The sequence below is a fragment of the Bacillus sp. Marseille-Q1617 genome, from assembly GCF_903645295.1.
GTDB lineage: Bacteria > Bacillota > Bacilli > Bacillales > Bacillaceae_B > Rossellomorea.
This window is the reverse complement of record NZ_CAHJXM010000003.1, coordinates 191,773-214,633: the sequence shown is the minus strand read 5'-3', so window position 1 is coordinate 214,633 and position 22,861 is coordinate 191,773. Positions and strand designations below refer to the sequence as shown.

General features: G+C 42.8%; 34 protein-coding genes. 8 read left to right on the top strand and 26 right to left on the bottom strand.

All coding sequences use genetic code 11. From position 1 onward, the window contains the following. Positions 1-18 precede the first annotated feature (18 nt). The gene (locus HWX64_RS18320; protein WP_175990974.1) at positions 19-651 is read right to left on the bottom strand and encodes a helix-hairpin-helix domain-containing protein; all 633 of its coding nucleotides are present in this window, start codon (positions 649-651) and stop codon (positions 19-21) included. Between the two features lie 194 nt (positions 652-845). Between HWX64_RS18320 and comER the strand changes: the two genes are divergently transcribed. Continuing rightward, entirely contained in the window at positions 846-1,664 is an 819-nt protein-coding gene (comER, locus tag HWX64_RS18315) for a late competence protein ComER (protein ID WP_175990973.1), read from the top strand. A gap of 94 nt (positions 1,665-1,758) precedes the next feature. Here the strand turns inward: comER and HWX64_RS18310 are convergent, their stop codons facing one another. From HWX64_RS18310 to HWX64_RS18275, 8 genes are read right to left on the bottom strand one after another with little or no spacing between them, the layout of a single operon-like run. Next, a complete protein-coding gene (locus HWX64_RS18310; protein WP_175990972.1) occupies positions 1,759-2,505 on the bottom strand; it encodes a class I SAM-dependent methyltransferase in 747 nt (248 codons plus the stop codon). Continuing rightward, on the bottom strand, positions 2,505-2,852 hold the full coding sequence (rsfS, locus tag HWX64_RS18305) for a ribosome silencing factor (protein ID WP_175990971.1): 348 nt from the start codon (positions 2,850-2,852) through the stop codon (positions 2,505-2,507). The genes HWX64_RS18310 and rsfS overlap by 1 nt, the downstream gene beginning before the upstream one ends. A 4-nt stretch (positions 2,853-2,856) precedes the next feature. After that, complete coding sequence (yqeK, locus tag HWX64_RS18300; RefSeq protein ID WP_175990970.1) at positions 2,857-3,423, bottom strand: bis(5'-nucleosyl)-tetraphosphatase (symmetrical) YqeK; 567 nt, start codon at positions 3,421-3,423, stop codon at positions 2,857-2,859. After that, positions 3,416-3,985 (bottom strand): nicotinate-nucleotide adenylyltransferase, encoded by a 570-nt coding sequence (locus tag HWX64_RS18295; RefSeq protein ID WP_175990969.1) that lies wholly within the window; start codon positions 3,983-3,985, stop codon positions 3,416-3,418. Before HWX64_RS18295 ends, yqeK begins: the two co-directional genes overlap by 8 nt. A gap of 13 nt (positions 3,986-3,998) precedes the next feature. Next, on the bottom strand, positions 3,999-4,292 hold the full coding sequence (gene yhbY, locus HWX64_RS18290) for a ribosome assembly RNA-binding protein YhbY (RefSeq protein ID WP_175990968.1): 294 nt from the start codon (positions 4,290-4,292) through the stop codon (positions 3,999-4,001). A 2-nt stretch (positions 4,293-4,294) separates the two neighbouring features. Further along, the gene (aroE, locus tag HWX64_RS18285; RefSeq protein WP_175990967.1) at positions 4,295-5,128 is read right to left on the bottom strand and encodes a shikimate dehydrogenase; all 834 of its coding nucleotides are present in this window, start codon (positions 5,126-5,128) and stop codon (positions 4,295-4,297) included. Between the two features lie 11 nt (positions 5,129-5,139). Beyond that, positions 5,140-6,240 carry a ribosome biogenesis GTPase YqeH gene (gene yqeH / locus HWX64_RS18280; protein WP_175990966.1) on the bottom strand — a complete coding sequence of 367 codons (1,101 nt, stop codon included), beginning with the start codon at positions 6,238-6,240 and terminating at the stop codon, positions 5,140-5,142. Continuing rightward, entirely contained in the window at positions 6,237-6,761 is a 525-nt protein-coding gene (locus HWX64_RS18275) for a YqeG family HAD IIIA-type phosphatase (protein WP_175990965.1), read from the bottom strand. Before HWX64_RS18275 ends, yqeH begins: the two co-directional genes overlap by 4 nt. 380 nt (positions 6,762-7,141) lie before the next feature. Here HWX64_RS18275 and HWX64_RS18270 point away from each other — a divergent pair, with 380 nt between their 5' ends. After that, the gene (locus HWX64_RS18270) at positions 7,142-7,282 is read left to right on the top strand and encodes a sporulation histidine kinase inhibitor Sda (protein ID WP_175990964.1); all 141 of its coding nucleotides are present in this window, start codon (positions 7,142-7,144) and stop codon (positions 7,280-7,282) included. A 39-nt stretch (positions 7,283-7,321) separates the two neighbouring features. Here HWX64_RS18270 and HWX64_RS18265 read toward each other — a convergent pair whose 3' ends face one another. Further along, entirely contained in the window at positions 7,322-8,104 is a 783-nt protein-coding gene (locus HWX64_RS18265; RefSeq protein ID WP_175990963.1) for a phosphatidylserine decarboxylase, read from the bottom strand. 172 nt (positions 8,105-8,276) lie between these two features. Between HWX64_RS18265 and pssA the strand changes: the two genes are divergently transcribed. Beyond that, positions 8,277-8,816 (top strand): CDP-diacylglycerol--serine O-phosphatidyltransferase, encoded by a 540-nt coding sequence (gene pssA, locus HWX64_RS18260; protein WP_175990962.1) that lies wholly within the window; start codon positions 8,277-8,279, stop codon positions 8,814-8,816. Between the two features lie 44 nt (positions 8,817-8,860). Here pssA and HWX64_RS18255 read toward each other — a convergent pair whose 3' ends face one another. Continuing rightward, positions 8,861-8,998 carry a hypothetical protein gene (locus HWX64_RS18255; RefSeq protein ID WP_175990961.1) on the bottom strand — a complete coding sequence of 46 codons (138 nt, stop codon included), beginning with the start codon at positions 8,996-8,998 and terminating at the stop codon, positions 8,861-8,863. Positions 8,999-9,171: 173 nt separating this feature from the next. Here HWX64_RS18255 and sigK point away from each other — a divergent pair, with 173 nt between their 5' ends. Then, on the top strand, positions 9,172-9,885 hold the full coding sequence (gene sigK / locus HWX64_RS18250) for an RNA polymerase sporulation sigma factor SigK (RefSeq protein WP_175990960.1): 714 nt from the start codon (positions 9,172-9,174) through the stop codon (positions 9,883-9,885). Between the two features lie 91 nt (positions 9,886-9,976). Here sigK and HWX64_RS22135 read toward each other — a convergent pair whose 3' ends face one another. Further along, complete coding sequence (locus HWX64_RS22135; RefSeq protein ID WP_303049496.1) at positions 9,977-10,108, bottom strand: hypothetical protein; 132 nt, start codon at positions 10,106-10,108, stop codon at positions 9,977-9,979. Between the two features lie 265 nt (positions 10,109-10,373). Here HWX64_RS22135 and HWX64_RS18245 point away from each other — a divergent pair, with 265 nt between their 5' ends. From HWX64_RS18245 to HWX64_RS18235, 3 genes are all read left to right on the top strand, one after another. Further along, a complete protein-coding gene (locus tag HWX64_RS18245) occupies positions 10,374-10,697 on the top strand; it encodes a metalloregulator ArsR/SmtB family transcription factor (RefSeq protein ID WP_175990959.1) in 324 nt (107 codons plus the stop codon). A 68-nt stretch (positions 10,698-10,765) separates the two neighbouring features. Beyond that, a complete protein-coding gene (locus HWX64_RS18240) occupies positions 10,766-10,945 on the top strand; it encodes a hypothetical protein (RefSeq protein ID WP_175990958.1) in 180 nt (59 codons plus the stop codon). A gap of 20 nt (positions 10,946-10,965) precedes the next feature. Next, the gene (locus tag HWX64_RS18235) at positions 10,966-11,832 is read left to right on the top strand and encodes a permease (protein WP_175990957.1); all 867 of its coding nucleotides are present in this window, start codon (positions 10,966-10,968) and stop codon (positions 11,830-11,832) included. Positions 11,833-11,873: 41 nt separating this feature from the next. On the opposite strand, the gene HWX64_RS18230 is transcribed toward HWX64_RS18235, so the two are convergent. The 7 genes from HWX64_RS18230 to HWX64_RS18200 all read right to left on the bottom strand — a co-directional run bounded on the left by HWX64_RS18230 (position 11,874) and on the right by HWX64_RS18200 (position 16,946). Beyond that, a complete protein-coding gene (locus HWX64_RS18230; RefSeq protein WP_175990956.1) occupies positions 11,874-12,149 on the bottom strand; it encodes an adhesin in 276 nt (91 codons plus the stop codon). 16 nt (positions 12,150-12,165) lie between these two features. Beyond that, complete coding sequence (locus HWX64_RS18225; RefSeq protein WP_175990955.1) at positions 12,166-12,591, bottom strand: dual specificity protein phosphatase family protein; 426 nt, start codon at positions 12,589-12,591, stop codon at positions 12,166-12,168. Positions 12,592-12,607: 16 nt separating this feature from the next. Continuing rightward, a complete protein-coding gene (arsA, locus tag HWX64_RS18220; RefSeq protein ID WP_175990954.1) occupies positions 12,608-14,383 on the bottom strand; it encodes an arsenical pump-driving ATPase in 1,776 nt (591 codons plus the stop codon). Between the two features lie 15 nt (positions 14,384-14,398). Further along, positions 14,399-14,764 carry an arsenite efflux transporter metallochaperone ArsD gene (gene arsD, locus HWX64_RS18215; protein WP_175990953.1) on the bottom strand — a complete coding sequence of 122 codons (366 nt, stop codon included), beginning with the start codon at positions 14,762-14,764 and terminating at the stop codon, positions 14,399-14,401. Positions 14,765-14,849: 85 nt separating this feature from the next. Next, the gene (gene arsC, locus HWX64_RS18210; RefSeq protein ID WP_175990952.1) at positions 14,850-15,269 is read right to left on the bottom strand and encodes an arsenate reductase (thioredoxin); all 420 of its coding nucleotides are present in this window, start codon (positions 15,267-15,269) and stop codon (positions 14,850-14,852) included. Between the two features lie 24 nt (positions 15,270-15,293). After that, the gene (locus tag HWX64_RS18205; protein WP_175990951.1) at positions 15,294-16,583 is read right to left on the bottom strand and encodes an arsenic transporter; all 1,290 of its coding nucleotides are present in this window, start codon (positions 16,581-16,583) and stop codon (positions 15,294-15,296) included. An 18-nt stretch (positions 16,584-16,601) separates the two neighbouring features. Beyond that, the gene (locus HWX64_RS18200; protein ID WP_175990950.1) at positions 16,602-16,946 is read right to left on the bottom strand and encodes a metalloregulator ArsR/SmtB family transcription factor; all 345 of its coding nucleotides are present in this window, start codon (positions 16,944-16,946) and stop codon (positions 16,602-16,604) included. A 156-nt stretch (positions 16,947-17,102) separates the two neighbouring features. Between HWX64_RS18200 and HWX64_RS18195 the strand changes: the two genes are divergently transcribed. Continuing rightward, positions 17,103-17,609 carry a GNAT family N-acetyltransferase gene (locus tag HWX64_RS18195; RefSeq protein WP_175990949.1) on the top strand — a complete coding sequence of 169 codons (507 nt, stop codon included), beginning with the start codon at positions 17,103-17,105 and terminating at the stop codon, positions 17,607-17,609. A 334-nt stretch (positions 17,610-17,943) separates the two neighbouring features. On the opposite strand, the gene HWX64_RS18190 is transcribed toward HWX64_RS18195, so the two are convergent. The 7 genes from HWX64_RS18190 to HWX64_RS18160 form a co-directional block, all read right to left on the bottom strand. Continuing rightward, entirely contained in the window at positions 17,944-18,099 is a 156-nt protein-coding gene (locus HWX64_RS18190) for a hypothetical protein (protein ID WP_175990948.1), read from the bottom strand. A 33-nt stretch (positions 18,100-18,132) separates the two neighbouring features. Then, on the bottom strand, positions 18,133-18,273 hold the full coding sequence (locus tag HWX64_RS18185; protein ID WP_175990947.1) for a YrzI family small protein: 141 nt from the start codon (positions 18,271-18,273) through the stop codon (positions 18,133-18,135). Between the two features lie 498 nt (positions 18,274-18,771). Next, complete coding sequence (locus HWX64_RS18180) at positions 18,772-19,014, bottom strand: YrhC family protein (RefSeq protein WP_175990946.1); 243 nt, start codon at positions 19,012-19,014, stop codon at positions 18,772-18,774. A gap of 102 nt (positions 19,015-19,116) precedes the next feature. Beyond that, complete coding sequence (locus HWX64_RS18175) at positions 19,117-20,253, bottom strand: bifunctional cystathionine gamma-lyase/homocysteine desulfhydrase (protein ID WP_175990945.1); 1,137 nt, start codon at positions 20,251-20,253, stop codon at positions 19,117-19,119. 2 nt (positions 20,254-20,255) lie between these two features. Beyond that, positions 20,256-21,179: a PLP-dependent cysteine synthase family protein gene (locus HWX64_RS18170; RefSeq protein ID WP_175990944.1), complete on the bottom strand. Its 924-nt coding sequence runs from the start codon at positions 21,177-21,179 to the stop codon at positions 20,256-20,258. Between the two features lie 153 nt (positions 21,180-21,332). Further along, positions 21,333-22,025, bottom strand: coding sequence for a 5'-methylthioadenosine/S-adenosylhomocysteine nucleosidase (gene mtnN, locus HWX64_RS18165; RefSeq protein WP_175990943.1), 693 nt, complete (start codon positions 22,023-22,025; stop codon positions 21,333-21,335). 14 nt (positions 22,026-22,039) lie between these two features. Further along, positions 22,040-22,678, bottom strand: a complete 639-nt coding sequence (locus HWX64_RS18160; RefSeq protein WP_175990942.1) for a class I SAM-dependent methyltransferase — start codon at positions 22,676-22,678, stop codon at positions 22,040-22,042. Positions 22,679-22,861 lie beyond the last annotated feature (183 nt).

The window sequence follows — 22,861 nt, the reverse complement described above, 5'->3', positions numbered from 1 at the left end:
TCTTGTTCATTCGTCAATTCATTGCACAAAAATATATTCCTTTAATTTTTCAAAGGTTTTATCACCGATTCCGGAAATATTTTTGATGTCTTCGATTTTAGTGAAGGGACCGTTTTCTTCCCGGTACTGCACGAAAGTGGCTGCTTTTGCAGGTCCGATTCCCGGTAATGATTCGAACTCTTCCTCGGATGCCTCATTCAGGTTGATCTTCGTTTCTTCCGTGCTGCCTTGATTTCCTTGAATGACGGGGACTGCCGAAACCACCTCCCCTATTTCAGGAACATAGATCAACATCTCATCCGTCACCTTGATGGCAAGATTAATGAGGTTTCTGTCTGCTTGCGGAGTGAAACCCCCGGCCTTGTCGATGACGAATTTCAATCGTTCTCCTTTTCTGACCTCGTATAAGCCCGGCTCCTTCACCTCCCCCTTTACATCAACAAATACGCTAGTATCTTCTTCTGGCAGAGCTGGGTTTTCTGAAGTATCCGCCTCGACCGCTTTCGGTTCTTCAGCCTCAATATTCACTGCTGCAAACTTTCCCTCTTCCGTTTTACTTTCAGAAAAACCAAGAAGATAAAATGCCAATATAATCGCAGCGATGGCTGCTATCACCAAGATACTTTTGTGTTTTTCAATAATCGGATGCATATTTGAAAATCACCTCGTTTGGAATATTCATTGCCGGCATTTCATAAGTTGTAGGAGAAAACTGTTTCTAGTTGGATATTGCAGAATGTAGTTTTATTTTCCGCCGTTGATCATAGTAGACTGCAGATAGCGAAGGCTTGAAGTAAATTCAACAACGGTTTTTCGAAACATTCGTAAAAGAAGGAGGGCTGCATATGAAAGTAGGGATTATCGGAACTGGTAATATGGGGAAAGTGATTATAGAAGCTTTTATCGAATCAAAGGCAATTTCTCCTTCCGACCTGAATATGACAAATAGGACATTGAAGAAAGCGAAGGAAATACAGGAAAAAAACGGCGGCAATGTCATGAATTCAAACAAAGAAGTCATCAAGTCTTCTGATATAGTTTTTGTTTGCGTGAAACCACATGATGTTTATCGTGTCATTGAAGAAAATAAAGATAGCTTCACAAGGGATAAATGTGTAGTGTCTATAACGAGTCCGGTCAGTGTTGATCAGCTGCAATCCATCATCCCGTCTTCGTGTGCACGATTTATACCAAGTATCACAAACCGTGCGCTTAGCGGGGTTTCACTGTTGACATTTGGAAGTCATTGCTCCGAAGGCTGGAAACGGGAACTGACGACGCTTGCAAAGCATGTGTCTGCTCCTGTAGTCATAAATGAGGATATCACAAGGGTTGCCTCTGACATCGTAAGCTGCGGGCCGGCATTTTTTAGTTATCTGACTCAGCGGTTTATAAATGCAGCTGTCGAGGTGACAGAAATAGATTCAGAAACTGCAACAGTCCTGGCATCGGAAATGCTGGTAGGTTTGGGGGATTTATTGAAGAAAGACATCTACACATTACCGGCATTGCAAGAGAAAGTTTGTGTGAAAGGCGGTGTGACTGGTAAAGGTATCGCTGTAATGGAAAAGGAATTGGGGGAGGTATTTGAGAAGCTGTTCCAAGCAACACAAGAGAAATTTGAAGATGATCTCACAGAAACCCGATCTCAATTTGGAGTCTAAATGTGGACTCCTTATTTTTATTTCGACACAAACAGCTAAATTCCTGCTTCTTACCAACAAAAAAACCAGGGAGGTCACGATGGACATCCGTGGTTTATTTTTTCCTGCATGTGAAGAAAATTCTTTCACTGTCGTCTGAAGGAGGCAGTTCTGTAAAGTCTGCCGAAACATCCAGAACCTCAAAACCTTCATGATCAAGCCATTCCGTAAGTTGTAAAACCGGATATGTCCGTTGTTTATGAAGCTCTTCCACTTTTTCATACAAATCTGTTTCTTCGTCCCGTACAAAGAAAGTAAGTTCATGTTCCACACTATTGGGGGCTTCGCCCGGGAAACAATCCCATATATAGGATACAGTATCATCGGTCAGCGTGAATGTCTGATTCATAAAAATTTGCGACATTTTATATACAGAATGTACGTCAAACAGAAATAGTCCGTCCTCTTTTAAATGCCTCAATACTTGTCTGAAGGTATTCTTTACATCTTCTTCTTTTTCCAAATAGTTGAGGGAATCGCAAAATATCGTAATCAGATCGTACTCCCTCTGCAGATCGAGCTGAGCCATATCCTGTTGAAAAAGGGACAGCGCGGTGTTTCTCTCAAGAGCTTTTTGCTGAGCAATCACAAGCATATCTTCAGACAAATCAACTCCGGTTACCGTATAACCTTCCCCTGCAAGCCGTAAAGACAATTCCCCGGTGCCGCATGCAATATCGACAATGGCTTTCCCTTTTACAGCAAAGGTTTCAGACTGGCGCTTGACAAAATCAAGCCAGCCGTCATAATTCACGTCCTGCATTAAATAATCATAAATATAGGCAAAACGCTCATAACTCATTAAAGACTCTCGCTTACCTCAACAAATGAGGCATCTCCCCATAAACGCTCCAGGTTGTAATACCCTCTCTCATCCTTGTGGAAGACGTGAGCGACGATATCCCCAAGATCAACAAGGATCCACCTGGCCTGATCAAATCCTTCGAGACGTTTTACAGTATAGCCGCTCTCTTCTGCTTTGTCTTTCAGCTCACGTGCAATGGCCTGGACTTGCTTATCTGAGTTACCATGACAAATCAGGAAATAATCCGAAATCATTGATACACCTTTCATGTCAAGTACAACTATATCTTCTGCGCGTTTGTCATCCGCTGCTTTATAAGCTAATTCCAATAAACGTTGTTCCATGTTTTCATCTCCTCTGTTCAAGTACCAGTTTATTATAAAACCGGAATGTATCCGGATAGATTGCCTGGTTTTTTTTCATCAGAAACACGATGGTGTTCTGCAGTGCCTTTATGATTGCATTATCAAGGGATTCATCTGCTAACTCCCTCACTTCTTCCACTCCGGGAAAATGACGGTTCGGTTCTATATAATCAGCTAAATAAATCACTTTATCAAGTATGGACATGTTTTCGCATCCAGACGTGTGAAAACGGATGGCATCCAGTACTTCTGCATCACGAATGCCCGCTTCCCGTTCTACCAGGATGGCGCCTACAGGGGCATGCCAAAGTTCACTGTTATATTCTAATAGATCTGGTGCCAGACCTTCAGATACGATCAGCTGTTTCATTTCATTTTTATCCCTGAATTTAGCGTAGTCATGAAAAATCGCCGCAGTTTCAGCTTTCTTTACATCTGCCCCATATCGACGGGCAAGCCCTATGGCCGTTTCCATTACAGCGCATGTGTGTACAAAGCGGTGTTCTGTCAACTGTTCTTTCACAACCTCCAATGCTTCCTGTCTATCCATATAGTTTCTCCTCCTTTATAATTCGATACACCTCATCGGTCACCAGATAGCGGATTGATCTGTTTTCCTTTACGGACTCACGAATATAGGAGGAAGAAATGGAAAGAGAGGGTACTTCCACAAAGCGCATATCATAAGGCGTTTGATGAGAATAAGCCGGTCTGTTCACCCCGATGAAATGCACCATGTCAATAAGTTCCTCAATACGGAACCATTTTGGGAGATATTCGATCATATCCCCCCCGATAATGAAAGAGTAGTCAATGTCGGGATCTCTTTCAATCAAGGCTCTGACTGTATCGTACGTATAAGAAGGTCCTTCCCTTTGGAGCTCGATTTTCTCAATATTAAATTTCGGGTTCCCTTTTATCGCTTCTGCAAGCATTCTCAGCCTCTGCTCGACCGATACAGTTTCATCACGTTCCTTATGAGGAGGTACACGGTTCGGAAGAAAACGAATTTCGTCCAACTCCGCTTTTTCCAGGACCTGCTGTGCAATGACAAGATGGCCTAAATGGGGTGGATTGAAGGTACCTCCCAGAAGCCCTATTTTTTTCTTCATTTGCCTTTCATCCTTATCTTGGCAGGGTGATTTGCTTATTTTCTTTCGACTCTTTATAAAGGACAATCGTGCTGCCGATAACTTGTACAAGTTCTGCGTCGGTACCTTCCACAAGTGCTTCTGCCACTTCTGTTTTATCCCATTCACAGTTCTGAAGGACACTGATTTTCATCAGCTCTCTTTTCTCCAATGCTTCATCGATCTGTTTGATCATATTTTCATTGACGCCGCCTTTCCCAACTTGAAAAATCGGCGATAGATGATGTGCTTCCGAACGTAGATATCTTTTTTGTTTACCTGTTAACATTGTTAACCTCCCAGTTGTTTTAAAACGATGTTTTTCATTAATTCCGTATTAGGAGTGATCCCGGTCCATTTTGTGAACGCAAGAGCCCCTTGATATACAAACATATCGATTCCATTTTGAATGACTGCACCATGTTGTTCTGCCTGTCTCAAAAAGGACGTCTTTAGCGGATTATAAATGATGTCACTGAACACTGCCCCCGTTTTGACCCGGTCAACCCTTATTGGGGATTCTTCGGCTGCAGGGAACATGCCGATTGAAGTCGTCTGGATAACGATATCATATTGATGCAGCTTCAATTCAGCTTCCTGCAGCTTGCAATATTGTGACTCGATATCAACCGGACAAGAGTCGATCATATCGAAGGCCTTGTCATCTGAACGATTGGTAATATCGATGTTCCTTACTCCCAATGAAGCGAGGGTAAAGTAAATTGCCTTTGCAGCCCCGCCCGCTCCGATGATCAATACCTTCTTACTTGATAGATCACCTTGTATATCTTTTTTCAAGCCTTCCACGAAGCCTAACCCATCTGTATTGTAACCGATGAGCTTCCCTTCACGGTTGACAATCGTATTCACAGCCCCGATAGAGGCTGCCAAAGGATCTATCTCATCCAATAAAGGCATGACGGCCGTTTTATGGGGAACCGTTACGTTGATGCCTCTTAACCCGAGTGCCCTGATTCCCTTGATGGCATCAGGCAATTCACTGGGTACGACATGAAGCCTGCCATATGATGCCTGTATTCCTGCATCATGAAACGCTGCATTATGCATGACGGGAGACATGGAGTGGGCAATCGGATCTCCTATCACACCGTATAGATCATCCACTCTACCCCCTCCTAAATCAAAGACTTTCTTAAGAATACACTTACACCCTTCGGAACGTGGGCAGCAATACTTGCTCCCGGTTCATTCACTGTAATCCAGCCCAAGCCGGAGAAAACGATATCCGTCTTTGCTTCTTTTACTTTGAACTCATGCTTAACAAGCTCAGGAAATGTTTCCATATCCTCCCTGCGAGGAGGCTGCAGCAGCTCTCCTGCATGGTTCTTATACAGTTCATCGGCCTTATCCAATTTTGTCCGATGAATCGTCAATTCATTTGAGAAGTACGCAGTAAACGGCTGACGTTCCCCTTTCAAAAAGTCAAACCTGGATAATCCCCCAAAGAATAATGTCTGCTCCGGGTTCAGCTGGAACGTTCTCGGCTTGATTTCCTTTTTAGGGGTGATGATCTTCAAGTCCTGCTTATCCACGTAATGAGCCATTTGATGATGGTTGATGATACCAGGCGTATCGATGAGGGATTCATCTTCATCCAGCGGTATCTGGATCATATCCAAAGTGGTCCCTGGAAAATGGGAAGTCGTGATGACATCCTGCTCTCCGGAAACCTGCTTGATGATCCGATTAATGAAGGTTGATTTCCCGACATTCGTACAGCCAACCACATACACATCTTTCCCGTTGCGGTACTTCTCGATCGCCTGGATCGCTTCTTCCACGCCCTGACCCTTAGCCGCACTCACCAACTGAACATCGACCGGCTTCAACCCCAGTTGGCTCGCTTCATGCTTCATCCAATGAATCATCTTTGAGGGCTTAACAGATTTCGGTAATAAATCAACTTTATTACCGATTAACAGGATCGGGTTCGATCCGACGAAACGGTGAAGGCCAGGAAGCCAGCTCCCGTTAAAATCAAAAATGTCGACTATTTTAACGATCAGCCCTTCTGAATTCCCTATTTCATTCAGGATTTTCAAGAAGTCGTCATCGGTAAGGGGGACATCCTGTACTTCATTATAATGCTTCAGCCGGAAACATCTTTGACAGATGATTTCTTCCTTCTGCAATGCGGAAGGCGGGGCATAACCCATGCCTTCCTTGTCTTCTGTCTGAATTCCAACACCACAGCCTACACAAACTACTTCACTCACTTCTTTTCCTCCCACTCAAGCAGTCCTTTACGCTTGAAAAACTTCATGATTCTTCTCTCGACTTTCCGGTTAAACTTTGTAATGAAACCGTCTGATTGCGCTACAGGAACTACCAGAATCGTATGAAAACCATTTCTGTTCCCTCCGAGGACGTCTGTCAAAAGCTGATCCCCAATCACAACCGCTTCTTCCCTCTTGACACCCATTTCTTTAATGGCACGTCTGAACGCACGTCCCATCGGCTTTCGTGCCTGGAAAATGAATGGCACGCCCAGCGGATCTGAAAATGCCCCGACTCGTTTTTCATTATTATTCGAAACAATCGTCACAAGAATTCCATGTTCCTGCATTTCTTTAAACCATTGAATCAATTTAGGCGTGGCATTGGGCCTGTCCCATTCCACAAGTGTATTATCCAAATCTGTAATGATTGCTTTAATTCCTTTATCCTTTAAGTACTCCGGACGGATACTGAATATGTCCTGAACCTGTTCATCAGGTAAAAAATGCTTTAACACCATCTATACACCTCATATTTCTAAATCATTTATTACGTACTTTAACCCTAATTAAATCAATGATAACCAATTTTACTCGCAGATTCAAAATAAACCATATTATATGGGCACGGTCAATGAATATTACAACTATTCATAAATATTTTTCGACAAATTTCCAGGTGCTTCACAGCTGTGGATAACCTTATTCACATTATTCCCTTAATAAAGTTAGGTAATTTTACCAGTTGTATACAGTTTAATCACAACTTATCCACCAATAACTGTGGATAACGGAACGCTTGTTCTGAAAAAATATATTTGGTAAAGTTTAATTACTACTTCATAACTTACTAACGATATGTTTCAAAATAAAAATATATGACGATCTGGAGGTGAAATTAATGAGGAAACTATCGGACGAGCTGTTGTTGGATTCTTATTACAAAGCGTGCCAGCTTAAACTTAACTCTGAGTTCATTCGCCTCATCGAAATGGAAATTCACCGTCGGTCACTATCGCATCGAATAAAAGCTTCTTCATAAAATAAGAAAATGGACGGATCAGGTATCCGTCCTCTTTTTTTATTCTTTGAACTTCCCTATCGTTTCCCCCATTTTCACTTCACGCGGAACAGCTTTACCTTCTGAGAACAGGAACCGGTCTTTTTCAAATAGAAGAATGACAGTGGATCCGAAAGTGAAGTAAGCCACCTCTTCTCCCTGTTTCCATGAATTTCGCTCATTTACATATTCGATGCTGTTAACGAACATCGCTCCCACTTTTACGACTGACACCTTCCCGAGCTGATGCTGGAGCTCCGTGACTTCACGATAATTTTTAGAGAGTGCAGCTTTTCCATACAGCAGCCCTAAGTCATTTACCGGGTAAGAGTGGCTGCCCAGTGACCATTTATTCAGAACAGTCCCATTTATAGGGCTGTGTATGCGATGATAATTCGCCGGACTCAGGTAAAATACGCCAAATCCCCCTCCTATATAAGATGAAGCTTTTTCTCTGCTTCCCAGCATCTCAAGAACAGAATAAGACTTCCCTTTCACCATGATTTCAAGCTCGTCAGAAATGGAGCCGGTTTCGGCAAGCAGCCCGTCCACGGGGCTTACAGCATCATTCTCTCCATATTGGATCACCCTGGCATCTTCTTTCAGCTTTCTGATGAAGAATTCATGAAGTGTCCGATAATCCTTTGTGCTGCCTTCCAATTCGTTTACATCGATCTTGAATGTCCGGACGAAGCTTTGAATAAACGGCTTGCTCAAACGGGACTGAACAAATTTTTTCAATATAAATGATGACCATTTTTTATTAGTCAGTTCAATACATAACCGATAGATAGATTGTTTCACATTGACCCCTCTCCACTCGTTAAAAAACGATAACCTTTCGCAGTTTACTAAGTATATAATAAATTATCATTATATACTATATTGAAAGGGATTTTTATCTGCAGGAAAATCATTTTCTTACTGAAACAAACATAAGCATCTGTAAAATGAATATGGAGGAGGTGAATGCATTTTGTTACTCTCCGAAGTCGTTGACCAGACTGTAAGAAAGCTGAAATCACAAACCGCCAATCTCTTAACATTAACAAACTTGTCCCTAGGAGGATTCAGTGTCATTGCGACTCTTCACAATCAAATGAATCTTAGTCTGCTTCTCATTTTCATTGCTGCCTTAACGGACCGTTTTGATGGGATGGCGGCGAGAAGACTCAACATAGAATCGGAACTGGGTAAACAGCTGGATTCTATGAGTGATATCGTTTCTTTCGGTGTGGCCCCTGCCTTGCTGATCTATACGGCTATTCTAAATGAATTTTCATTTCCGGGAATGTTTTTCACGATTTTCTATATCGGATGCGGTGCCTTCCGGCTGGCTCGCTTTAATATCTCTGACAATACAGGCTATTTCACCGGGCTCCCCATTACCGCTGCCGGCTGTCTTTTAACACTGAGCTACTTAGCCATTCCGTATATTCCGGGTGAATTGGTATTATTCTTTACTATCATTCTATCTTTATTGATGATCAGTTCGTTTACCCTGAAAAAGGCGTAAAACAGAAGGACCGGCGACAATGATCGCCGGTCCTTGCGTTTCTTTTAACAGTTGTTATAGTACCACCATCCACCGAATAAGAAGAGAAGGATCAAAAGGACGACTGCCAGTGCAAAGTAGAACCCTCCGCCGCCGTAATACGGGGGGTAATAATAAGGATAACCAGGATAACCATATGGCATAAGATTACCTCCTAACTTACTTATTATGATTAATATATGTGCCCCGCTGAGCGACGGTGTAGGCAATTACCCTCTATATTTGGTCAATTGGCCTGTATACTTTTCAGGGACGTGCAAGGACTCGCTTCATGATTCATATGCTTCTAGTATAAGTCCTTCATGGAGGTGTAAATATGTCTGGCGTTCTAACAGCACTGGGGTATTTCTTCAAGGAATTAATATTTCTCGTCTCTTATGTAAAAAACAACGCGTTTCCTCAACCCTTATCGGCAGCAGATGAAAAAAAGTATTTACGCAAGATGGCCGATGGCGATGACCACGCACGAAATCTGCTGATCGAGCACAATTTACGTCTGGTCGCGCATATCGTGAAAAAATTTGAGAATACAGGCGAAGACCCAGAAGATTTAATTTCCATTGGGACCATAGGTTTAATCAAGGCCATCGAAAGTTATTCGGAAGGAAAAGGAACAAAGCTTGCGACCTATGCGGCAAGATGTATCGAGAATGAAATCCTCATGCATCTCCGGGCGCTTAAGAAAACTAAAAAAGACGTTTCCTTACATGATCCGATTGGTCAGGATAAAGAAGGAAATGAAATAAGCCTGATTGATATTTTAAAATCAGAAACTGACGATGTCATCGACACGATTCAATTGAGCATGGAACTCGAGAAAGTCCGTAAATATATCTGCGTGTTGGATGAAAGGGAAAAAGAAGTCATTGTCGGCCGCTTTGGGCTGGATATGAAAGAAGAGAAGACGCAAAGGGAAATTGCCAAAGAACTCGGCATATCCCGAAGCTATGTGTCACGTATAGAAAAACGTGCCCTCATGAAAATGTTTCACGAGTTCTACCGGGAAGAAAAAGAAAAAAGAAATATGTGAGCCGGAAGTTAATAGAAAATCGGGGTCTGCCTCCCGCTGCACTTTATGGAAGCGGAAGCAGACCCCGAAAACGATTTTCACTTAGTATTTACTAACAGCATTGAGTCTCTTCCGAATGACAGCAGCTTTCCTCACTGTCATTATCCACTTCTTTAATTTCTATGCTGCAGCAGTTCTTTGACTCTTTACCTTTTTCCCCTAAGAAAATTTTCACAAAGTTCATTTAACCCAACTCCTTTATTCGATTTAAACCAAATATTTTTGATTTATTGTTTACATCAAATTTATTTGATTTATAGAAATAGTATATTAGCAATTTTTTCTAAATGCAACTATTAAATCAAAAAAAATTGTTTTAATCACTTTTGTGATCCATCCTGCATACAGTAAATCAGTACATCAAAAAATATTGATTATTTCCTTGACACATGAAAATATTGGATATAAGATGAGGATATCAAGACGAATTAGAAATGAGGTTACAACAAATGAAGAAGGAAATACCATTACAAGACATTTCTAAACAAAAGATGTTTGAAACGTATGAAGCAAAATTCAAAGCAATCGCCGACCAAAAGAGACTTCAGATCATGAACATCTTGACCGAAAAAGGAGAAATGTGCGTTTGTGATCTTGCTCCGCTTATGGATATGGCCCAGTCGAAACTTTCCTATCACCTTAAAATCCTTCTCGATGCAAATATCATCACCAAAGAAACCAGAGGGACATGGAGCTACTATTCCTTGAACCAAAGCGAGATTAATCATCTTCTATCAGCTGAGCTATGTTGTCTGTTCAGGCCAACATGCTAATTTTTAGGATTTACATCAATTTTTTTTGATATATAAATCAATTTATTTTGATTAATGGAGGGGTTAACATGTTCAATATGTTCAAAGAAGAAATGATAATAAAACAAAAGATGAGTGAAATGAAGGAGATGGTTGAAAGAAATCAGGCTGAATCGTTCTTATTGCAACCCATCCTATCCAAATTCATCTCTAAAAAACCAAAGAGAAAGCACGCCTGCTGTAATAACTGCTGCCCGGCAGTAAGCTAAAAGGAAAGGGGATCAACTAGATGTGGGAAGAAACTTTAAGAAGCTTTCTTGAGATTGTACTCGAATTAACGGTTTTGTTTGTGATCATTTCATTTGCCATCAGTGCATTACAAGGATTCATCCCTTATGAAAAAATCGAGAAATTGATATCTGGCAGGAATAAAGCATGGGGTGCAGCTGCTGCGATCGTCTTTGCTTTCATTACTCCATTTTGCTCCTGCTCCACCATTCCTGTGGTGGTGAACATGCTGAAAAAGAAAATGCCTTTCGGTATTGTCATGATCTTTTTATTCGCTTCACCCGTTTTGGATCCAACCATCCTCACAATCATGGGAGTGGTTCTCGGCTGGAAGGTGACACTGATTTACACACTGGTCACTACCTTCTTCTCTATCGCTGTTGGATTTATTTTAGAAGCATTAGGATTTGAGAAATATGTCAAAAATGTCATGATGTCCGGCTTCAGTGAAGAGGAAAAGAAATTTTCCTTGAAGGGAGCAATGAAAGAAACCCTTCAATTAATGAGAAGTGTATTTCCATATCTTATCATCGGGGCAGCAGTTGGTGCAGTCATCCATGGTCTGGTTCCTACTGAATGGATATCCGATTTCTTTGGAAGAGATCATTGGTGGTTGATCCCGATTGCAGCCATTATCGGAGTTCCATTGTATATACGGCTATCCAGCATGATTCCCATATCACAGATTTTGATCATGAAAGGAATGGCTCTCGGTCCGGTTATGGCGATGATGATCAGTTCAGCGGGAGCGAGCCTTCCTGAAGTGGTCCTGCTCAAATCCATCTTTAAAAAAGAACTGGTCTTCATCTTTGTGCTATCGGTGATTTCAATGTCTACCGTCTCCGGATTCATCTTTTATTTAGTCTAATGAACAAAAGGCAGCCGCTCAAGAAGCAGCTGCCTTTTTATTTAACAACAGTTATTCGCTCCGATGAGGACCAGTCCTTCTCCCTCAGGTGTCTTCTCCAAGTCAATCGTTAGTTCTTGGGTTGCCGTCATGTCTGGGTCGATGGCAACCCGTATACCGTTGATGGTTTGAATGTTATCTGTTGGTTTCGGCTCGTCCATCGATACTGCAATTTGCGGTCCGCAGCACCCGGCAGCCGTAGATAGACGGATGCCTTCTGCTCCTTGTTCTTTTAGAATATCCAATAATACTTGTTTTGCTTGATCAGTAATCTGCATTTGAAATTCCCTCCTGTTAAGATTGTGGGTAGAGTTTACGTAAAGAGACCATCATTTCAGGTTTTACATTGATCTTTGGCCGTGATTGTTTCGCCATGGCTTCAGCCTCATCCAATGTTTTCGCTTTACCAAGTTCAAGCAGTGTCCCCACCGCCACGGTACCAGTTCGGTTGCTGCCTCCCTGGCAGTGAAAGAATACATTCTTGCCTTCTCTATAGGCAGATACAACCTGGTGGATAGATTCTTTTATGGAGTCATCCTGGTCACCCGCATCATCCACGATCGGGCTGTGGATACGAGTATACTCTGTATCATTATTTGGCGATTCAGCACGCAAATCAAAAACAAAATCGATCTGTTCATTCTTTACTGCTTCTTCAGCGTCGGCCGCCCCGCCGACATAAATACGATCCTTGATTAATTCATGATAGTTTTTAGTCATGTTGTTGTTACCTCCATTAATACTTCATATAATCCATCAGCTTGTTATAGCCGATCTTTTCTTCTTCCATCCAGGGAATCACCGCTGTTTTTTCTGCGAACTGTTCCTTCACTTTCAAAATCCACTCTTTTTCAGCGAGGGCTTTACCCTTTAACACTGGATCACTTGTTTTCGTTTGTAACAGATTTTGATTGATGACCCACCATTGGGGATGGATCGAGGCGCGCTTAAGGTCCTCCTGCAGGCGTGAAGCTTCCATTACAGGGGTTGCCTCAGCCAAGGTGACAATGACCACGGCTGTTTCTTCTTTGTTTCGTAATTTTGGCAATAGATCCTTTACACTGGAGGGGATATCCCCTGTGGATTTCTCAATTTCCTTACTGAATGACTCAGCCGCATCCAATAATAGGAGTGTATGACCGGTAGGTGCTGTGTCAATGACGACAATTTCATTCTCTGAGCGGGAAACCACTTCACTGAATGCCCTGAATAACGCAATCTCTTCTGTGCAGGGAGAGTTTAAATCTTCTTCTAAATAAGCCAGACCATCTTCCTCAAGATCATCTTTTGCGTTACTTAAAACCTCATCTTTATATTTTTCAACTTCCATTTTTGGATTGATGCTGCTGATTGTCAACCGTTCATTCAATTGATCATGATGAAATTGATAGTTGATATGAGCAGCGGGATCAGTCGTTGTTAAGTGAACCTTTTGCCCCTTCTCGACCAGCCCTACGGCAATTGCCGACGCAACGGTTGTTTTCCCGACGCCCCCTTTTCCCATGGTGAAGATTAAAGAAGTTTCTTTCCCTAATAAGTCTTCAATAAGATCATTTAACTTCCCTGTTTCTATTGAAGAGTCGATGTCATCTTTCATTTCACTTTCAGGCAGTATGTCCTGCTTGAATAAAGAGCGCAGATTGTTTACACCTGTCAGTGAATAGGAAACAAACGGGAGTGAGTAAGTGACCAATTGTTTCAGGTTTTCAGGCATTCCGCACAAAGCTTTTTGCTGCTTGTCATAGAAGGCAATTGAAATTGCATCGTCACTTACCCTTTCCTTTAAAAGGCCGTTGATAAGCAGATGCTGATTAACCAGCCCAATCTCCCTTAATTCTTCTGAGGCTCTATTGGCTTCTGCAAGAGAGGAACCGTCCGCTCTTGTAACAAGCAATAAAGTCGTTTGTTTTTTATCGGATAAGACTTCAACCGTTCTGGCATACAGGGCTTTTTTTTCTGAAAGCCCTGCCAGGGGCCCTAAACAAGATGCTCCGTGGGTACTTTCTTCAAGAAACCCATTCCATGCTGCAGGAAGCTGCAGTAAACGAAGCGTATGTCCAGTGGGAGCCGTATCAAATATGATGTGATCATATTCTTCTATCACCTCTTCATTGGAAAGGAGACCTGAAAACTCATCAAACGCGGCAATCTCCACTGTGCAGGCACCGGATAATTGTTCTTCCATGGTCGCAACCACAGTCTCAGGTAGAACTCCCTTGTACGGGCCGACCACTTTTTCGCGATACGCCCTGGCAGATTCTTCAGGGTCGATGTTACTGATAAAAAGATTGTCCTCACCGGGAACGGGTTTGGGCGTGTTTGAACATTCCATTTGGAACACATCCTGCAAGTTCGACGCAGGATCGGTACTTATGAGGAGAACCTTCTTCCCGCCATCGGCTAGAGCAAGTGCAGTTGCACTTGCTGTTGACGTCTTGCCCACACCTCCTTTACCTGTTATGAAAAGGAATGGAGTGTGAACAGCATGTTGAGGTAAATAAGGTTGAAACATAATGTCCTTCCTTTCTTACTTCCGTGATTTTAAATCCAGGGATAAGCGAACTTTGGGTTTCTTGGTTAATTCTTCCGGGGGAAGGTTGAACCATTCTGCCAATTCCTCATTGGTCGGGTAAGTTCCCATATTGACAACTTCACCGTCTTTCAACACTAAAGGCAATGAGTCCGGCCCCTTTTCTTGAAGGGTTTTGCTCACGACCGGATTTTCTGCAAATTTCTCCGGTTCATTTGTTAGCTGATAACGCGAGATGCTGAACCCTTTTTGTTCAAGCGAATATACGGCTGATGCTATCCGGGTAAGCTCGGGGTCGACACTTGGTCCACATACACCTGTAGAACAGCACATGGCCGGATCAAAGATCTCAACTTTTTTCATCGTAACACTCCTCTATTATCCATAAGCACTTACTTATATTTAAGTAATAAAGAAACCAAGAGAAAAATCTCTTGGTTATGTTTTTTTATTCACCCGTCTCAGCAAAACGGTTGATTCGTTCACCGATTTCGTCTCGTACTCGCTGGAAGAATGCCCATTTTTCTTCTTCGGTTCCTTCAGCTTTTGCAGGGTCATCAAATCCCCAATGCTCCCGTTTTACATGAGGAGGGGTCATTGGACATTTATCTGCAGCATCTCCGCATAGCGTTACGACCAGGTCGGAATTATTCAAGATTTCAGGGTCGATGATATCTGATGTTTGATTTGTGATATCGATTCCTGACTCTTTCATCGCCTTAACCGCATTGGGGTTCAAGCCATGAGCTTCGATTCCCGCACTATATACGTTCCACTCATCACCTAAGTGTTTTTTTGCCCAGCCTTCAGCCATTTGGCTTCTGCATGAATTACCTGTGCATAGGAAGTAGATGGTTTTCTTTGACATGTTGAATCTCTCCTTTAATGTTTGTTAAATAATTAATAACCATAAGTAAAGTCCGACTAATGTAATGAACAGGGTTGGGATGGTCAAAATGATTCCTGTTTTAAAATACGTCCCCCAGGAGATTTTTACTCCTTTTAATGAAAGAACGTGGAGCCATAATAATGTAGCGAGTGACCCGATTGGCGTGATCTTCGGTCCAAGATCCGATCCGATGACATTCGCGTAGATGAGCGCTTCGCGGACAACCCCGGTAGTATCAGTGTCTGCAATCGCAAGGGCATCAATCATGACGGTCGGCATATTGTTCATAATGGAAGAAAGAATCGCCGCGATGAATCCCATTCCGACTGTAGCTGCGAATAAACCTTGGTCAGCAGTCATCTGGATGACGTCTGCCAGCACATTGGTAAGTCCTACATTACGAAGACCATACACGACGACGTACATTCCAATCGAGAAAAACACGATAGCCCACGGAGCGCCTTTGATGACGGTCTTCGTATTGACAGCTGCACTCCTTCTCGCCATTGCCAAAAAGAAAATAGCGACAATCCCTGCAATGATGGATACCGGAAGACCGATGAACTCACTTGCAAAGTAGCCGATCAATAAGACAGCCAGAACAACCCAGGAAAGACGGAACATTTTCTCGTCACGGATCGCTTCAACCGGTTTTTTCAGCTGGGAAACATCATAGTTCTTAGGAATGCTTTTACGGAAGAATAGATACAGAACCAAAATGCTTGCCCCTAGCGAGAAGAAGTTCGGAACAATCATCCGGGAAGCAAACTCTACAAACCCTATGCCAAAAAAGTCAGCGGAGACGATATTCACCAGGTTGCTGACGACCAGAGGAAGGGATGTCGTGTCAGCGATAAAGCCGCTGGCAATGATAAACGGAAATACAAGTTTCTCACTGAAGTTCAGGTTCCGTACCATCGCTAATACGATGGGTGTCAGTATAAGGGCTGCTCCATCGTTTGCAAAGAGAGCTGCCACAACCGCACCTAACAATGAAACGTAGACGAACATCCGAACGCCGTTCCCTTTTGCTGCCTTTGCCATATGTAAGGCAGCCCACTCGAAGAATCCAATCTCATCAAGTATGAGTGATATGATGATGATGGCGATGAACGCTAAAGTCGCATTCCAAACGATAGATGTGACATCCACCACATCATTGAAATCGACGACCCCTGCAACCAGCGCCAATACGGCTCCTCCGCAAGCGGACCAGCCTATGGAAAGCCCTTTAGGCTGCCATATGACGAGAACAAGGGTGATGAGAAAGATCACTGATGCTAAAATGGTCATAATTCCTTTTACCTCCAATTATTCACAAGATATCCGCAAGCCCTGTTCCTCCAATTCCTTCAGTTTGAAGTCCTGGTTCGGAAGGTGATCAAGCAGGGTTTGGATCATCGGAAAGTATTCACTATCACGGTTGAGGGAATAAATAATCCACTGCCCCCTGCGCTTTTCCCTTACAATCCCGACATCCTTTAATTTTCGCACATGCTGACTGATGGCAGGTTGACTGGCTTTAAAAATTTCTACGAATTCACATACGCAGCAGTCATTCGTATCCAGTATCTTCACCATCCTCAAACGGGTTTTATCCCCTAATAATTTCAAGATTGCAGCAGACTTATCGATTTCAATAGCCGATGCTTTCATCAAATCACCTCCAGGCTTTTTTCGGGTATCAATATATTATTCTATGCTTATATAATATTTCACTTATATATGGATGACAAGTGATTTTTAGTTGAATTTTAATTCTAAATATTAGTAAAATTTATGAATACTTCTAATAGAGAGTGTGGAATTCTAATGAAAAAATTATTCATTGATGAAATGAAAGCTGAAGACTGGGCAGGGGTAAGAGAGATTTATGTAGAAGGGATAGCAACCGGGAATGCAACCTTTCAAAAAGAAGCCCCCACCTGGGAAGAATGGGATGAGGGTCATGCTAAGGAAGGGAGGATTGTGGCACGTACAGCTGATTCTTTACAGGGCTGGGCTGCATTGAGCCCGGTTTCCGGCAGATGTGTTTATGCAGGGGTAGCTGAAGTAAGTGTATATGTTTCGACTCAACATCAGGGTAAAGGCACGGGGAGCCTCCTTCTGGATGCTCTGATAGAAGTCAGTGAATCTCATGGTTATTGGACCCTGCAAGCGGGAATATTCCCTGAAAATGTTTCAAGTATCAGATTGCATGAAAAGCATGGATTCCGTGTTGTGGGCCATAGAGAAAAAATTGGTATGTTGGACGGTGTATGGCGGGATACCCTTTTGTTGGAAAGGAGAAGCAAATCGGTAGGGACAGGACAAATGTAACTAAAAAAAGCGATCCAAAATTGATCGCTTTTTAACAGATTCAATATTTCTCTCTCTAAACTACTCCACACTGACTTCAGCAGCAATGATCAAACCAATGACAGACGTTAAGACAAGACCCATTATCATGGAAAACATCTCATTCACTCCTTTTTTAAGTCAGGAATCAACTTTCCTTCTTACTATTAATGTATCACTTTTACTCGCCGATTCTCGGGCCAAACGTGAACAACTCTTTACTAATACATGACAGATTTGTGACCGGATCTTCCTTAACTGCATAGTTCTGTTCATGAAAAAAGGGATGCCTCACTCTAAGAGGCATCCCTTTTGATCATCTGTCATTTCTTTTCTTTTTCTTATGAAAGACAGCAGTCCAGACTAGAATATTCAGAAACAATTCTTCCACCTTCTTTCGTGTAACTAGGCAGAATCCTTCTCTACCCATAGCGCATTTCTTCTCTTCTCCTGTATGTTCATCATTTTTCATTCTCCTCTCCTTATTTGCTTTCAGTTCCGAGCATTAATAAATGCGTGTTGTGAATTGCTGCTTCATTTTCGTTTGTTCATACTGCTTCATCACGCTGCAGTTATGTTCTGCTTCCTCAAACGATTCTTGTTTCTTTTTAAATGTAACCGTCATGAATAAAAGATTCAGTGTCATACTTATCACCCCTTTCAAAGCCTATTTTTGGCAGTAAAAAACCGCACAGAGCTTCCTTCCCCGCACGGCACAAAAAGCCGCAGGAAAGTACATTCTCCCCGCGGCTTCATTTAAATTATAAATTGAATTAAATGAAATTCATCCCACAAGCGGTCGAATGGTTAAAACAATATTCTGTTGAGTTGAATTTATTAGCAGCAATGATCATTTTCTTCGACCTCCTTTAGTGTGATTTTTTTCTTACATTGGTTAGTATATCCAATTCTCCCTGAATTGTAAACATTTTCTTTTCAACAAATTTCGATTTTCGCATCATGCTCTACCATAGTATTCCATTCCTCCGTTTGCGAGGCGGCAAAAGCTCTATATTAATGAAAAATAGACGAAAAAAATGGACCCTGTGGAAGGGTCCATAATAAAAACCCGAACTAATTTGACTCATCGGAAGCAAATTAGTTCGGGTTACTTAGACTGAAACACTTTTGTTCCAGCCTCTTTTTATTCATCTACTGATTGCAGATCTTTTTTATATTTTATCGCTTTGGTAAAGAAGATGAGTGACAGTCCAAGTAATACGATGGTGCCTGACATCAGGGTCATCGTTTTGATCTCCGTCACGGTTTCTGAGGGAATTACCACACCGAGATACATGAATACACTCAGTGCCAACAGCGTAAATCCGTACCGTTTAAAGTCATTCATCTTATCTTGCAGCTTCTTTTTATTTAGTGTGTGCTTCATCTCGCCATCACCTACTTTTGAACTAGTAACCTCTCATTCTATGGTAACATATGCAGGCGGGCAGCCTGCCATGTAATTGATACCAGTTCTTCCAACAGGCAATTAGCGTGATAAAGCTCTTTCTAGATCTTCGATAAGATCCTCTGCATCCTCAAGGCCGACCGAGATCCTTACCAGGCCATCCGTGATTCCTAATTCGATGCGGCGGTCCCGCGGAATCGATGCATGTGTCATACGTGCAGGAACAGATATCAGACTCTCAACCGCCCCAAGGCTTTCAGCCAATGTAAAATACTTTGTGTTGGTCAGAAGTCGGTCTGCATTTTCTTCACTTCCCACATCGAAAGATACCATCCCCCCGAATCCACCAGCCTGCTTTTTCGCGACGGTATGATGAGGATGAGTTTCCAGGCCTGGATAATAGACCTTTGAAACCTTCGGGTGCTTCGTCAGGTAGTCTACAATTTTCTTCGTATTCTCTTCATGCTCCTCCATTCTGAGGCCGAGCGTTTTGATGCCCCTGATCAGAAGCCACGAATCCTGTGGTCCCAATACGCCGCCGGTGGAATTCTGAACAAAGAACAAGTCTTCTGCCAGTTCATCGGAATTGACGACGGCGAGTCCTGCCACTACGTCACTGTGCCCTCCGATATATTTTGTCGCACTATGAAGCACGATATCAGCCCCAAGGCTTAACGGGTTCTGCCAATATGGGGTACTGAACGTATTATCAACGATGGTCAATAGATTGTGTTTCTTGGCTAGCGCTGCCGCTGCTTCGATATCGGTTATCTTCAGTAATGGATTTGTCGGTGTTTCAATATAAACCGCTTTTGTATTCGGCTTGATTGCCTTTTCGATATGTTCAATTTCACTGGAATCCACGAATGTCGATTGAATGCCGAGACGGTTCAATACCTTCGTCATCACTCTGTAAGTGCCGCCGTATACATCATCCGTCAGCACGACATGATCTCCGCTGTCAAACAACATCATCACGGCCGTAATGGCTGCCATTCCGGACCCGAACGCAAACCCTTTCTTTCCGCCTTCCAGATCCTTGATGAGTTCTTCAAGTGCGTGTCTGGTCGGGTTCCCTGATCTGGAATATTCAAATCCTTTATGTTTGCCCACTTCATCCTGCTTATATGTGCTCACTTGATAGATCGGTGTAGAAACCGCTCCTGTTTGCGGATCAAGTCCGACTCCTCCGTGGATTAGCTGTGTTTTCTTTTTCATGATCAAATTCCTCCTTCATAAATTTTCTTGCTTAAGTAACGTTCGCTCGAGTCAGGAAAGATGGTCAGGATATTGCTTCCGGCCTCGGCCCTCTCTGCTTCCATCAGGGCTGCATGCAGCGCCGCACCAGAAGAACTCCCCACCAGCAGTCCTTCCTGAACTGCCAGTTCTTTCACTCTTCTGAAAGCATCCTCATCGCTAACGGTATGAATCGCATCGAAATAGGATGTATCCATATACCCCGGAAGGAATTCCATACCGATGCCTTCGGTTTTATGAGGTCCGGACAGCCCTCCATTCAATATCGAGCCTTCGGGTTCCACGATGACCGTCTTGATTTTTGGATTCATTTCTTTCAGGTAACGCGAAGTTCCCATGAATGTACCGCCTGTTCCGGCGCCAGCGACAAAGCTGTGGATTTGACCATTCATCTGCTTCCACACTTCCGGACCCAGTGTTTTATAGTAAGTGGCAGGATTTGCTTCATTTTCAAACTGACCTGGATAATAGGAGTTATCGATTTCTTCCGAAAGCTCTTTCGCTTTTGCAATAGCACCTTTCATCCCAAGTTCAGTGGGCGTATGAATGATTTCCGCTCCCAGGGCTTTCATCAGGTCCTGCTTTTCGATGCTGAATTTTTCCGGCACGCAAAAAATGACTCTATAACCGGAATTCACAGCGGCCAAAGCCAATCCGATGCCTGTATTCCCCGCGGTTGGTTCGATGAACACTCCGCCCGGCTTGATTTTTCCCGTTTCCTCTGCCTCTTTCATTAATTCGATACCCAGCCGGTCCTTGATACTTCCACCTGGATTGAAGAATTCCAGTTTGACAAAAAGCCGGACACCGTTTTTCAGGGGAAAATGCGTGAGTTCCATCACTGGAGTGTTTCCTATCAGCTCATGCACACTTTTATATACATCCATTTCACTGCCCCCTTTATCTCGAAATAAAAAAGCCGACCTTTGCACACACTTCTCTTCACTATCAGTCCATGGAAGCATCAGCGGTTTTGCTGCGGCTTCTTAAGAACGGAAAGAGAATACGTGGGCGCTTGGGTCAGCTTTTTTCTCTATACTTTATACGGATTCTACAATGTTCATAACCATTTTAGCAGAGTGCAGGGCTGCTTTTTCCAGGTATTGCTCGAAGGAAACGTCTGATTCCTTTCCTGCTATATCTGATAAAGAGCGGATGATCACGAATGGGACATTGAATTGGTGTGCTACCTGCGCAATCGCAGCTGCTTCCATTTCAACGGCCTGTAAGCTTGTGAACTTATCACGAATCGCTTCTACCCGTGCAGGATCATTCATGAATGAGTCTCCGGTTGCAATCAACCCTGATACAACCTGGGCATCTCCCAGTTCCCTGACACTCTCCACTGCTGCTGTCATCAATTTCTCATCTGCTGTGAATGCAGCAGGCAATTGAGGAACCTGGCCGTATTCATATCCAAAAGCAGTCACATCAACATCGTGATGGCGCACTTCTGTTGAGATGACGACATCACCTACATTCAATGAAGGATCAAATCCTCCAGCTGACCCTGTATTGATGATGGCATCCGGCTTGAAGTGCTGTAACAATACGGCTGTGGACATAGCAGCGTTTACCTTTCCGATTCCGGAACGGAGTAGGATCACTTCTTTCCCTTTCATCGTCCCGCTTGTATATTCACACCCGGCAATCGTTTCGGTTTGCGGATTTGTAATATTTTCTCTAAGTAAAGCTACTTCTTCTTCCATTGCTCCAATGATGGCGATTCTCACATTAAAACCTCTTTCTATTGTTTAGTCGCCTCCATAATCCAGACAAAGTTATTCATCTGGCGAAAATTCACGGAAAACCCCTCTGCACTCAATAACCCTTTGAGAACTTCCAGAGTCGTATAGTATTCCCGTTTTAGATCTTCTGCAAGATTCAGAAAGCCTTTATCTAAAGCTAGATCTATGGCGGCATGATAATGCTGTTCCGTTTCAAACATCGTATCAGCAAATACTATTTTACCACCTTGTGCAAGCAAGTTTCCATATATCCCAAAGGCTTTTCCTTTTTCTTCGTCTGTTAAATGGTGAAAAGCATACGTACTGACAATCGTGTCAACGCTGCCGTCCAGCTTAAATTCGAGAAAATCCCCGTCTAAAAACGGGACTTTATCCCCCAGCTTCTGCTGCCCGATGAGTCTCATCTCCGGAGAAGGTTCGAACGGGATGACGTTCAACCCGGCTTCAGACAGTTTAACTGTCAGATTCCCGGTCCCTGGCCCGAATTCTACAACTGTCCCATTAGAGCGGGTAACGACCTCCTCCAGGATAGCATCATATTTTTCAAAGACTTCCTTGTACTCTGCATCTTTCCCTGCGACCGTATCATCGTAAGAATCTGCCCAGTCTTCGAACAAATCCAAGAACTCTCTTCCCATCCTAAGCACCCCAGTTTTAAATTAAGTTTATAATTCCTATCAATATACTATGAATTAATTTTAAAACTGTTATTAAAGTATCATATTACTTTTATTAATTCAACAAAAAATATTTGTAAAAGTAACGATCACACACTAAAATGATAGTGTCAAAGTTAGAAATGGACAAAGTGATCACAGATC

What these genes read in the sequence shown, in the direction of transcription:
- HWX64_RS18195 (WP_175990949.1), top strand. Translation starts at nt 17,103, where the DNA reads ATGAAAAAATTATTCATTGATGAAATGAAAGCTGAAGACTGGGCAGGG.
- sigK (WP_175990960.1), top strand. Translation starts at nt 9,172, where the DNA reads ATGTCTGGCGTTCTAACAGCACTGGGGTATTTCTTCAAGGAATTAATA.
- HWX64_RS18270 (WP_175990964.1), top strand. Translation starts at nt 7,142, where the DNA reads ATGAGGAAACTATCGGACGAGCTGTTGTTGGATTCTTATTACAAAGCG.
- HWX64_RS18275 (WP_175990965.1), bottom strand. Translation starts at nt 6,761, where the DNA reads ATGGTGTTAAAGCATTTTTTACCTGATGAACAGGTTCAGGACATATTC.
- HWX64_RS18170 (WP_175990944.1), bottom strand. Translation starts at nt 21,179, where the DNA reads ATGGATGTATATAAAAGTGTGCATGAGCTGATAGGAAACACTCCAGTG.
- comER (WP_175990973.1), top strand. Translation starts at nt 846, where the DNA reads ATGAAAGTAGGGATTATCGGAACTGGTAATATGGGGAAAGTGATTATA.
- HWX64_RS18255 (WP_175990961.1), bottom strand. Translation starts at nt 8,998, where the DNA reads ATGCCATATGGTTATCCTGGTTATCCTTATTATTACCCCCCGTATTAC.
- arsC (WP_175990952.1), bottom strand. Translation starts at nt 15,269, where the DNA reads ATGTCAAAGAAAACCATCTACTTCCTATGCACAGGTAATTCATGCAGA.
- HWX64_RS18295 (WP_175990969.1), bottom strand. Translation starts at nt 3,985, where the DNA reads ATGAAGAAAAAAATAGGGCTTCTGGGAGGTACCTTCAATCCACCCCAT.
- HWX64_RS18240 (WP_175990958.1), top strand. Translation starts at nt 10,766, where the DNA reads ATGTTCAATATGTTCAAAGAAGAAATGATAATAAAACAAAAGATGAGT.
- HWX64_RS18205 (WP_175990951.1), bottom strand. Translation starts at nt 16,583, where the DNA reads ATGACCATTTTAGCATCAGTGATCTTTCTCATCACCCTTGTTCTCGTC.
- HWX64_RS18225 (WP_175990955.1), bottom strand. Translation starts at nt 12,591, where the DNA reads ATGACTAAAAACTATCATGAATTAATCAAGGATCGTATTTATGTCGGC.
- HWX64_RS18310 (WP_175990972.1), bottom strand. Translation starts at nt 2,505, where the DNA reads ATGAGTTATGAGCGTTTTGCCTATATTTATGATTATTTAATGCAGGAC.
- yqeK (WP_175990970.1), bottom strand. Translation starts at nt 3,423, where the DNA reads ATGGATAGACAGGAAGCATTGGAGGTTGTGAAAGAACAGTTGACAGAA.
- HWX64_RS18190 (WP_175990948.1), bottom strand. Translation starts at nt 18,099, where the DNA reads ATGAAAAATGATGAACATACAGGAGAAGAGAAGAAATGCGCTATGGGT.
- HWX64_RS22135 (WP_303049496.1), bottom strand. Translation starts at nt 10,108, where the DNA reads ATGAACTTTGTGAAAATTTTCTTAGGGGAAAAAGGTAAAGAGTCAAAG.
- HWX64_RS18245 (WP_175990959.1), top strand. Translation starts at nt 10,374, where the DNA reads ATGAAGAAGGAAATACCATTACAAGACATTTCTAAACAAAAGATGTTT.
- arsA (WP_175990954.1), bottom strand. Translation starts at nt 14,383, where the DNA reads ATGTTTCAACCTTATTTACCTCAACATGCTGTTCACACTCCATTCCTT.
- HWX64_RS18175 (WP_175990945.1), bottom strand. Translation starts at nt 20,253, where the DNA reads ATGAAAAAGAAAACACAGCTAATCCACGGAGGAGTCGGACTTGATCCG.
- HWX64_RS18200 (WP_175990950.1), bottom strand. Translation starts at nt 16,946, where the DNA reads ATGAAAGCATCGGCTATTGAAATCGATAAGTCTGCTGCAATCTTGAAA.
- HWX64_RS18230 (WP_175990956.1), bottom strand. Translation starts at nt 12,149, where the DNA reads ATGCAGATTACTGATCAAGCAAAACAAGTATTATTGGATATTCTAAAA.
- HWX64_RS18160 (WP_175990942.1), bottom strand. Translation starts at nt 22,678, where the DNA reads ATGGGAAGAGAGTTCTTGGATTTGTTCGAAGACTGGGCAGATTCTTAC.
- rsfS (WP_175990971.1), bottom strand. Translation starts at nt 2,852, where the DNA reads ATGGAACAACGTTTATTGGAATTAGCTTATAAAGCAGCGGATGACAAA.
- HWX64_RS18235 (WP_175990957.1), top strand. Translation starts at nt 10,966, where the DNA reads ATGTGGGAAGAAACTTTAAGAAGCTTTCTTGAGATTGTACTCGAATTA.
- HWX64_RS18180 (WP_175990946.1), bottom strand. Translation starts at nt 19,014, where the DNA reads ATGAAGCACACACTAAATAAAAAGAAGCTGCAAGATAAGATGAATGAC.
- HWX64_RS18185 (WP_175990947.1), bottom strand. Translation starts at nt 18,273, where the DNA reads ATGACACTGAATCTTTTATTCATGACGGTTACATTTAAAAAGAAACAA.
- yhbY (WP_175990968.1), bottom strand. Translation starts at nt 4,292, where the DNA reads ATGTTAACAGGTAAACAAAAAAGATATCTACGTTCGGAAGCACATCAT.
- arsD (WP_175990953.1), bottom strand. Translation starts at nt 14,764, where the DNA reads ATGAAAAAAGTTGAGATCTTTGATCCGGCCATGTGCTGTTCTACAGGT.
- HWX64_RS18320 (WP_175990974.1), bottom strand. Translation starts at nt 651, where the DNA reads ATGCATCCGATTATTGAAAAACACAAAAGTATCTTGGTGATAGCAGCC.